5 protein-coding genes and 1 pseudogene are annotated in these 6,936 nt (G+C 71.7%); 3 read left to right on the forward strand and 3 right to left on the reverse strand.

The genetic code is table 11. From position 1 onward, the window contains the following. Both ABZ646_RS36400 and ABZ646_RS36405 read right to left on the reverse strand, forming a co-directional pair. A pseudogene (locus ABZ646_RS36400) lies at positions 1 to 388 on the reverse strand (sucrase ferredoxin); the annotation flags it as partial. 67 nt (positions 389 to 455) lie between these two features. Continuing rightward, complete coding sequence (locus ABZ646_RS36405; RefSeq protein ID WP_360528865.1) at positions 456 to 1,715, reverse strand: citrate synthase; 1,260 nt, start codon at positions 1,713 to 1,715, stop codon at positions 456 to 458. A 138-nt stretch (positions 1,716 to 1,853) separates the two neighbouring features. Between ABZ646_RS36405 and ABZ646_RS36410 the strand changes: the two genes are divergently transcribed. Both ABZ646_RS36410 and ABZ646_RS36415 read left to right on the forward strand, forming a co-directional pair. Continuing rightward, positions 1,854 to 2,069: a citrate/2-methylcitrate synthase gene (locus tag ABZ646_RS36410; protein WP_360528873.1), complete on the forward strand. Its 216-nt coding sequence runs from the start codon at positions 1,854 to 1,856 to the stop codon at positions 2,067 to 2,069. A 115-nt stretch (positions 2,070 to 2,184) separates the two neighbouring features. After that, complete coding sequence (locus ABZ646_RS36415) at positions 2,185 to 3,291, forward strand: GTP-binding protein (RefSeq protein ID WP_360528867.1); 1,107 nt, start codon at positions 2,185 to 2,187, stop codon at positions 3,289 to 3,291. On the opposite strand, the gene ABZ646_RS36420 is transcribed toward ABZ646_RS36415, so the two are convergent. Beyond that, a complete protein-coding gene (locus ABZ646_RS36420) occupies positions 3,288 to 5,744 on the reverse strand; it encodes a DNA topoisomerase IV subunit A (RefSeq protein ID WP_360528876.1) in 2,457 nt (818 codons plus the stop codon). The genes ABZ646_RS36415 and ABZ646_RS36420 overlap by 4 nt on opposite strands. Before the next feature lie 266 nt (positions 5,745 to 6,010). Here ABZ646_RS36420 and ABZ646_RS36425 point away from each other — a divergent pair. Then, the coding region (locus ABZ646_RS36425; protein WP_360528870.1) for a pitrilysin family protein at positions 6,011 to 6,936 on the forward strand (926 nt) is incomplete at its 3' end.

Consider the following 6,936-nt stretch of genomic DNA (forward strand, 5'->3'; position numbering starts at 1 on the left):
GCCGGCCGCCGAGCGCCGTGCCGAACGAACGGTGGTCGCCCGCCCCGAGGGCCGCGAGGTCGAGGCCGAGCAGCCGGTGCGGATCACGGGTCTCGGCACTGTGCAGCCAGAGGTTCCCGGGAACCACGTGGGCCGCGTACACCTGCCGCACGGCGGGCGTACCCGGGTCGGCGTGGCGGCCGGGGCGGCGGATGAGCGCGATCCGCACGCCGGTCCCGTCGGCGGCGGCCTCCAGGGCGCGGCCGAGCGCGGGGTCCAGATGGCTCGACGTGAGCGCCTTGGGACCCCAGGGGCCCGGCTGTTCCAGCAGCAGCCACGTCGTCGCGGTGGCGGCGGTGCCGGAAACGGGCTCGTCGAGCATCCGGGAGACGGTTGCGCACCTACTCACAGAGGTGAGCCTAACCTGACTTTGCCCGCGGTGGCTTCCGGCCCCGCCCGTTCGCCCGCCGAAGGGGTTACTCCGGCAGCGGCTGCGGCGGCCTCGGGCCGACGTAGTGGCCGCTGGGGCGCATGCGCAGCGGGCGTTCGCCGTACTCCTCCAGGGTGTGGGCGATCCAGCCCGCCGTCCGGGCCACGGCGAAGATGGTCTCCCCCGCGGTGGCCGGCATCCCGCAGGAGGCCGTGAACACGGCCAGCGCCAGGTCGACGTTGGCGTGCAGCGGCGCGTGCCGGGCGGTCGTCGCCACGATGTCCCGCGCGGCGAGGAGGGCGGGTTGTGCGCGCGGAATCCCCTCCAGGAGGTCGAACAGCACGCGCGCGCGTGGGTCCTCGCCCTGGTAGAGCCGGTGGCCGAGGCCTGGGATGCGGCGGCCGGCCCGGAGCTCGTCCGCGATCACCGGCACGGCTGTGCCCTGGTCGAGGACGTCGACCAGCAGCCGGTGCGCGAGTCCGCTGGAGGCGCCGTGCAGGGGGCCTTCGAGCGCGCCGAGCCCGGCCGACACGGCCGCGTACGCGTGGGCGCGCGCGGAGGCCGCGACCCGGACCGCGAGCGTGGAGGCGGCCAGGTCGTGGTCGACGAGGAGCGCGAGCGCCGTGTCGAGGACCCGCAGTCCGGCGTCGGTGGGGTCGACGCCGGTCAGCCGGCGCCACAGCCGGTGGGCCAGCGGGCCGTCGTCGGGCCCGCGACGGTGCTGCGGTGCCAGCGCGGCGACGAGTGTGGGGATCAGCACCCGAGCGGTGCCGAGGACGGCTTCCTCGGACAGGTCGAAGCGCAGCGGGTCCTCGGCGGCCGCGGCGATGGTGGCGACCCGCAGCCGGTCGGTGGGGGTGGTGTGCTCGGGCAGCGCGTCCACGGCCCGGCGGGCGGCCGCGACCGTGGCCTTCGGCGCGGCGAAGGCCACGCCCCGCTGCATCCGGCCCGTCCACAGCCACTCGGCCACCTCCTCGTAGGAGTGGTGCGTGGCGAGTTCGGTGGCGTCGACGCCCCGGTAGAAGTACCGGTCACCGTCGATCAGCGTGATCCGGGTGCGCACCGACAGGTCGCCGCCGCCGGAGCCGGAACCGCCCGCGCTCTCCCGCCGGTTGCGCCGGGCCAGCGCCGCCACCTCCGCGGCGTCGAATGTGCTGGCGCGGCCGCCGGGCTCGCGCCTGCTGCTGAGCTGACCGCGGCTCACATAGGCGTACACGGTCTCGGGTTTGACGCCGAGCAGCTGGGCGGTCTCCTTGGTGCTCAGCCGTCGCGCGGAGCTGTCGGGAGCGGGGTGTTGATCGCGCATGGCGCCACGGTAGCCGTCCCGACGCATGTTGATTCAATCAATATTGACATAACTTGAGTCAAGCATGGACAGTCGAATCAAGTTCAGGCAGGACAGCGGAGGCAGGCCATGACCGTCAACAGGACGACCCTCGTCGAGGTGGAGCGCGGGCTCGCCGGTGTCGAGTTCTACGCGGGAGTGGTCATGGAACTGTGCGGCCTGCCCCGCGAGATGTTCACGCCGACGTTCGCGGCGGCGCGCGTGGTCGGCTGGAGCGCGAACATCCTGGAACAGGCGGCCGACTCGAAGATCATCCGGCCGGTGGCGCGGTATGTGGGGCCCGAGCCGGAGGTGGCCGACAGGGCCACCGGGTAGCGGGACGCCGTCCACGGCCCGGCGGTGGCCTCGGCGGGGGGCGCGGATTCCGGTCCCGGGTGTTTCCTATCCTGGACCGGCCCGCCGTCCGCAGCCGCGTCAGAGAGGCCGCACCTTGGAGCACCACCACCGTCCCCGGCAGATCCCGGTAGTGGTCCTCGCCGGATTCCTGGGCTCCGGCAAGACCACGCTCCTCAACCACCTGCTGCACCGCGGCGGAGGCAGCCGGATCGGGGCGATCGTCAATGACTTCGGGGCCGTCGAGATCGACGCGATGGCGGTGGCCGGCGCCCTCGGGGACTCGACCGTCTCGCTCGGGAACGGCTGCCTGTGCTGCGCCGTCGACGCCGGCGAACTGGACCGGTACCTGGAGCGGCTCGCCGACCCGGCCACCGGGATCGACGTCATCGTCATCGAGGCCAGCGGACTCGCCGAACCCCAGGAACTCGTCCGGATGCTGCTCGCCAGCGAGCACCCCGGAATCGTCTACGGCGGCCTCGTCGAGGTCGTGGACGCCGCCGAGTTCGACGACACGCGCGCCAGGCACCCCGAGATCGACCGGCACCTCGCCCTCGCGGACCTCGTCGTCGTGAACAAGCTCGACCGGGCCGAGCAGGGCGGCGAGCGCGTCCTGCGGCTCGTGCGGTCGCTCACCGACCGGGCCGCCGTCGTACCCGCCACCTACGGCCGTGTCGACCCCGAGTTCCTGTTCGACTGCCGGCCCGGCGAGGAGCGCATCGGCCAGTTGTCCTTCGACGACCTCCATGACCACCACGAGGACGGCGAGCACCCGGCGCATCTGCACACCGGCTACGACAGCCTGTCCTTCGTCTCCGGCCGCCCGCTCGACCCCCGCCGGCTCATGGCCTTCCTCGACAGCCGGCCCGAAGGGCTCTACCGGATCAAGGGATATGTCGACTTCGGGCCGCACGACACCGGGAACCGGTACGCCGTGCACGCCGTCGGGCGCTTCCTGCGGTTCTACCCGGAGGCCTGGGAGCCGGGCGGGGAGCGGCTCACGCAGCTCGTCCTGATCGGTTCGGACATCGACAGCGCCACGCTCCGCAAGGAGCTGGAGGGATGCACGAGCGACGCCCCGCACGCCGACGAGTACGGCATGTGGGGCGTCCTGCGCTACGTACAGGGCATCGCGGACGGCCCCGACGAGGTCCTCGCCCAGGACCCGGACGAGGTCCTCGCCCAGGACCCCGGCGAGGCCTAGACCGGCCCAGCCACCACCGACACCGTCTTCGGCAGGGAGACGCCGGAGCCGTCGCGGCGCGGGTCGACCTCCGGGAGGTCGGCCGGGGTGCCGTTCTTCTGGGCCGCCTTCGCCGGGACCGGACCGGCCCAGCCGAAGGACAGGCAGTCCTCGCCCTTCAGGAACCGCTGGCAGCGCACACCGCCGGTGGCCCGGCCCTTGCGCGGGTACTGGTCGAAGGGGGTCAGCTTGGCCGTCGTCTGCACCGAGTCGTCGAGCGTGCCGCGCGACCCGGCCACCGTGAAGACCATCGCGTCGGCCGCCGGGTCCACCGCCGTGAACGAGATGACCTTCGCACCCTCCGTGAGCTTGATGCCCGCCATACCGCCCGCCGGACGGCCCTGCGGACGCACCTGGGAGGCCTGGTAGCGCAGCAGCTGCGCGTCGTCCGTGATGAAGACCAGGTCCTCCTCGCCGGTGCGCAGTTCCATCGCGCCGACGATCCGGTCACCCTCCTTGAGGGTGATGACCTCCAACTCGTCCTTGTTGGACGGGTAGTCGGGGACCACCCGCTTGACGACGCCCTGCTCGGTGCCGAGGGCCAGACCCGGCGAGGACTCGTCGAGCGTGGTCAGGCAGACCACGCTCTCGCCGTCCTCCAGGGAGAGGAACTCGGACAGCGGGGCACCGCCCGCGAGGGTGGGGGCGGCGGCCGTCTCCGGGAGCTGCGGCAGGTCGACCACGTTGATCCGCAGCAGACGGCCGGTCGAGGTGACCGCGCCGACCTCGCCGCGCGCGGTCGCCGGGACCGCCGAGACGATCACGTCGTGCTTGGCGCGCCTGCCGTCGGCGTCCGCCGGGAAGGGTTCGCCGTTCAGGGTGCGGGCCAGCAGGCCCGTGGAGGACAGCAGCACCCGGCACGGGTCGTCGGCCACCTGGAGCGGCACCACGGCCGCCGAGGCGCCCGAGGCCTCCAGCAGGACCGTGCGCCGCTCGGTGCCGAACTTCTTTGCCACCGCGGCCAGTTCCGCCGAGACCAGCTTGCGCAGCTCCGCGTCCGACTCCAGGATCCGGGTCAGCTCGGCGATCTCCGCGGTGAGCTTCTCCTTCTCCGCCTCCAGCTCGATGCGGTCGTACTTGGTGAGGCGGCGCAGCGGCGTGTCGAGGATGTACTGGGTCTGGATCTCCGACAGGGAGAAGCGCTCCATCAGGCGCGCCTTGGCCTGCGCGCTGTTCTCGCTGGAGCGGATCAGCCGGATGACCTCGTCGATGTCGACCAGGGCGGTGAGCAGGCCCTCGACCAGGTGCAGGCGGTCGCGGCGCTTGGTGCGGCGGAACTCGCTGCGGCGGCGCACCACGTCGAAGCGGTGGTCCAGGTAGACCTCGAGGAGCTCCTTGAGGCCCAGGGTGAGCGGCTGGCCGTCCACCAGGGCCACGTTGTTGATGCCGAAGGACTCCTCCATCGGCGTCAGCTTGTAGAGCTGCTCCAGGACCGCCTCCGGCACGAAGCCGTTCTTGATCTCGACGACCAGGCGCAGTCCGTGCTCGCGGTCGGTGAGGTCCTTGACGTCGGCGATGCCCTGCAGCTTCTTGGCGTTGACCAGGTCCTTGATCTTGGCGATGACCTTCTCGGGGCCGACCGTGAACGGCAGTTCGGTGATGACCAGGCCCTTGCGGCGGGCCGTCACCGTCTCCACCGCCACCGTGGCCCGGATCTTGAAGGTGCCGCGGCCCGTCTCGTACGCGTCCCGGACGCCCTCCAGGCCGACGATCCGGCCGCCGGTCGGCAGGTCGGGGCCCGGGACGTGCTTCATCAGCGCGTCCAGGTCCGCGTTCGGGTAGCGGATCAGGTGCCGCGCGGCCGCGATCACCTCGCCGAGGTTGTGCGGCGGCATGTTGGTCGCCATGCCGACCGCGATCCCCGACGAGCCGTTCACCAGCAGGTTCGGGAAGGCGGCGGGCAGCGCCACCGGCTCCTGCTCCTGGCCGTCGTAGTTGGGTGCGAAGTCGACCGTGTCCTCGTCGATCGACTCGGTCATCAGGCTGGTCGCCTCGGCCATCCGGCACTCGGTGTACCGCATGGCCGCCGGCGGGTCGTCGTTGCCCAGGGAACCGAAGTTGCCGTGGCCGTCGACCAGCGGGACGCGCATCGAGAACGGCTGGGCCATCCGCACCAGCGCGTCGTAGATCGACGAGTCGCCGTGCGGGTGCAGCTTGCCCATCACCTCGCCGACCACGCGCGCGCATTTCACATAGCCGCGCTCGGGGCGCAGCCCCATCTCGTTCATCTGGTAGACGATCCGGCGGTGCACCGGCTTCAGGCCGTCACGGGCGTCCGGCAGGGCGCGCGAGTAGATGACCGAGTACGCGTACTCGAGGTAGGAGCCGCGCATCTCGTCCACGACGTCGATGTCGAGGATCCTCTCCTCGAACGAGTCGTCGGGCGGCGGGGTCTTCGTGCTGCGGCGGGCCATCGCTGCCGGCTCCTTGCTCATGCGTGAACGGGATCTGACGCGGACCATTGTGGACCGCCGTACTGACAACCCGGGTCAGGACCCGGTCTCCGTGGCCCGCTCCGCCGCCCGGCGGCGTTCGAGAGCGGGTCTGACGCAGGCTACGCGATCCGCTGTGGGCGTATGTCGTGCGGGAACTTCGCCGGGTCCCCGCACGCTTGCATACAGTGGCAGGACCGGCAGGAAAACCGCGGTTCGAGACCGCTTCCGCGAGTGAAGGGACGTACATGCCCATGGGTCACACGACCACGGCCGAGACAGGCTCCGGAGGCCTGACAGCGACCGAGCACCGCTTGGCCAACGGTCTGCGCGTGGTGCTCTCCGAGGACCACCTGACCCCGGTCGCGGCGGTCTGCCTCTGGTACGACGTCGGTTCCCGCCACGAAGTCAAGGGCCGTACCGGCCTGGCTCACCTTTTCGAGCACCTTATGTTCCAGGGCTCCGCCCAGGTGACGGGCAACGGCCACTTCGAGCTCGTGCAGGGCGCCGGCGGCTCGCTCAACGGCACCACGAGCTTCGAGCGGACCAACTACTTCGAGACCATGCCCGCCCACCAGCTGGAGCTCGCCCTCTGGCTGGAGGCCGACCGCATGGGCTCGCTGCTCGCCGCCCTGGACGACGAGTCGATGGAGAACCAGCGCGACGTCGTCAAGAACGAGCGCCGCCAGCGTTACGACAACGTCCCCTACGGCACGGCGTTCGAGAAGCTGACCGCCCTCGCCTACCCGGAGGGCCACCCCTACCACCACACGCCGATCGGCTCGATGGCGGACCTGGACGCGGCCACCCTGGAGGACGCGCGCGCGTTCTTCCGCACCTACTACGCGCCCAACAACGCCGTCCTGTCGGTCGTCGGTGACATCGATCCGCAGCAGACGCTCGCCTGGATCGAGAAGTACTTCGGTTCCATCCCGGCGCACGACGGCAAGCCCACCCCGCGTGACGGCTCGCTGCCCGAGATCATGGGCGGCCAGCTGCGCGAGGTCGTCGTCGAGGAGGTACCCGCGCGGGCGCTGATGGCCGCCTACCGGCTCCCCGAGGACGGCACGCGCGCGTCCGACGCGGCCGACCTGGCCCTCACCGTCCTCGGCGGCGGCGAGTCCTCCCGCCTCTACAACCGCCTGGTGCGGCGCGACCGCACGGCCGTCGCGGC

It is taken from the genome of Streptomyces sp. NPDC007162 (assembly GCF_040634175.1).
Lineage (GTDB): Bacteria > Actinomycetota > Actinomycetes > Streptomycetales > Streptomycetaceae > Streptomyces.

Coding starts and splice junctions, on each gene's coding strand:
- ABZ646_RS36405 (WP_360528865.1), bottom strand. CDS start 1,715: ATGCGCGATCAACACCCCGCTCCCGACAGCTCCGCGCGACGGCTGAGC.
- ABZ646_RS36420 (WP_360528876.1), bottom strand. CDS start 5,744: ATGGCCCGCCGCAGCACGAAGACCCCGCCGCCCGACGACTCGTTCGAG.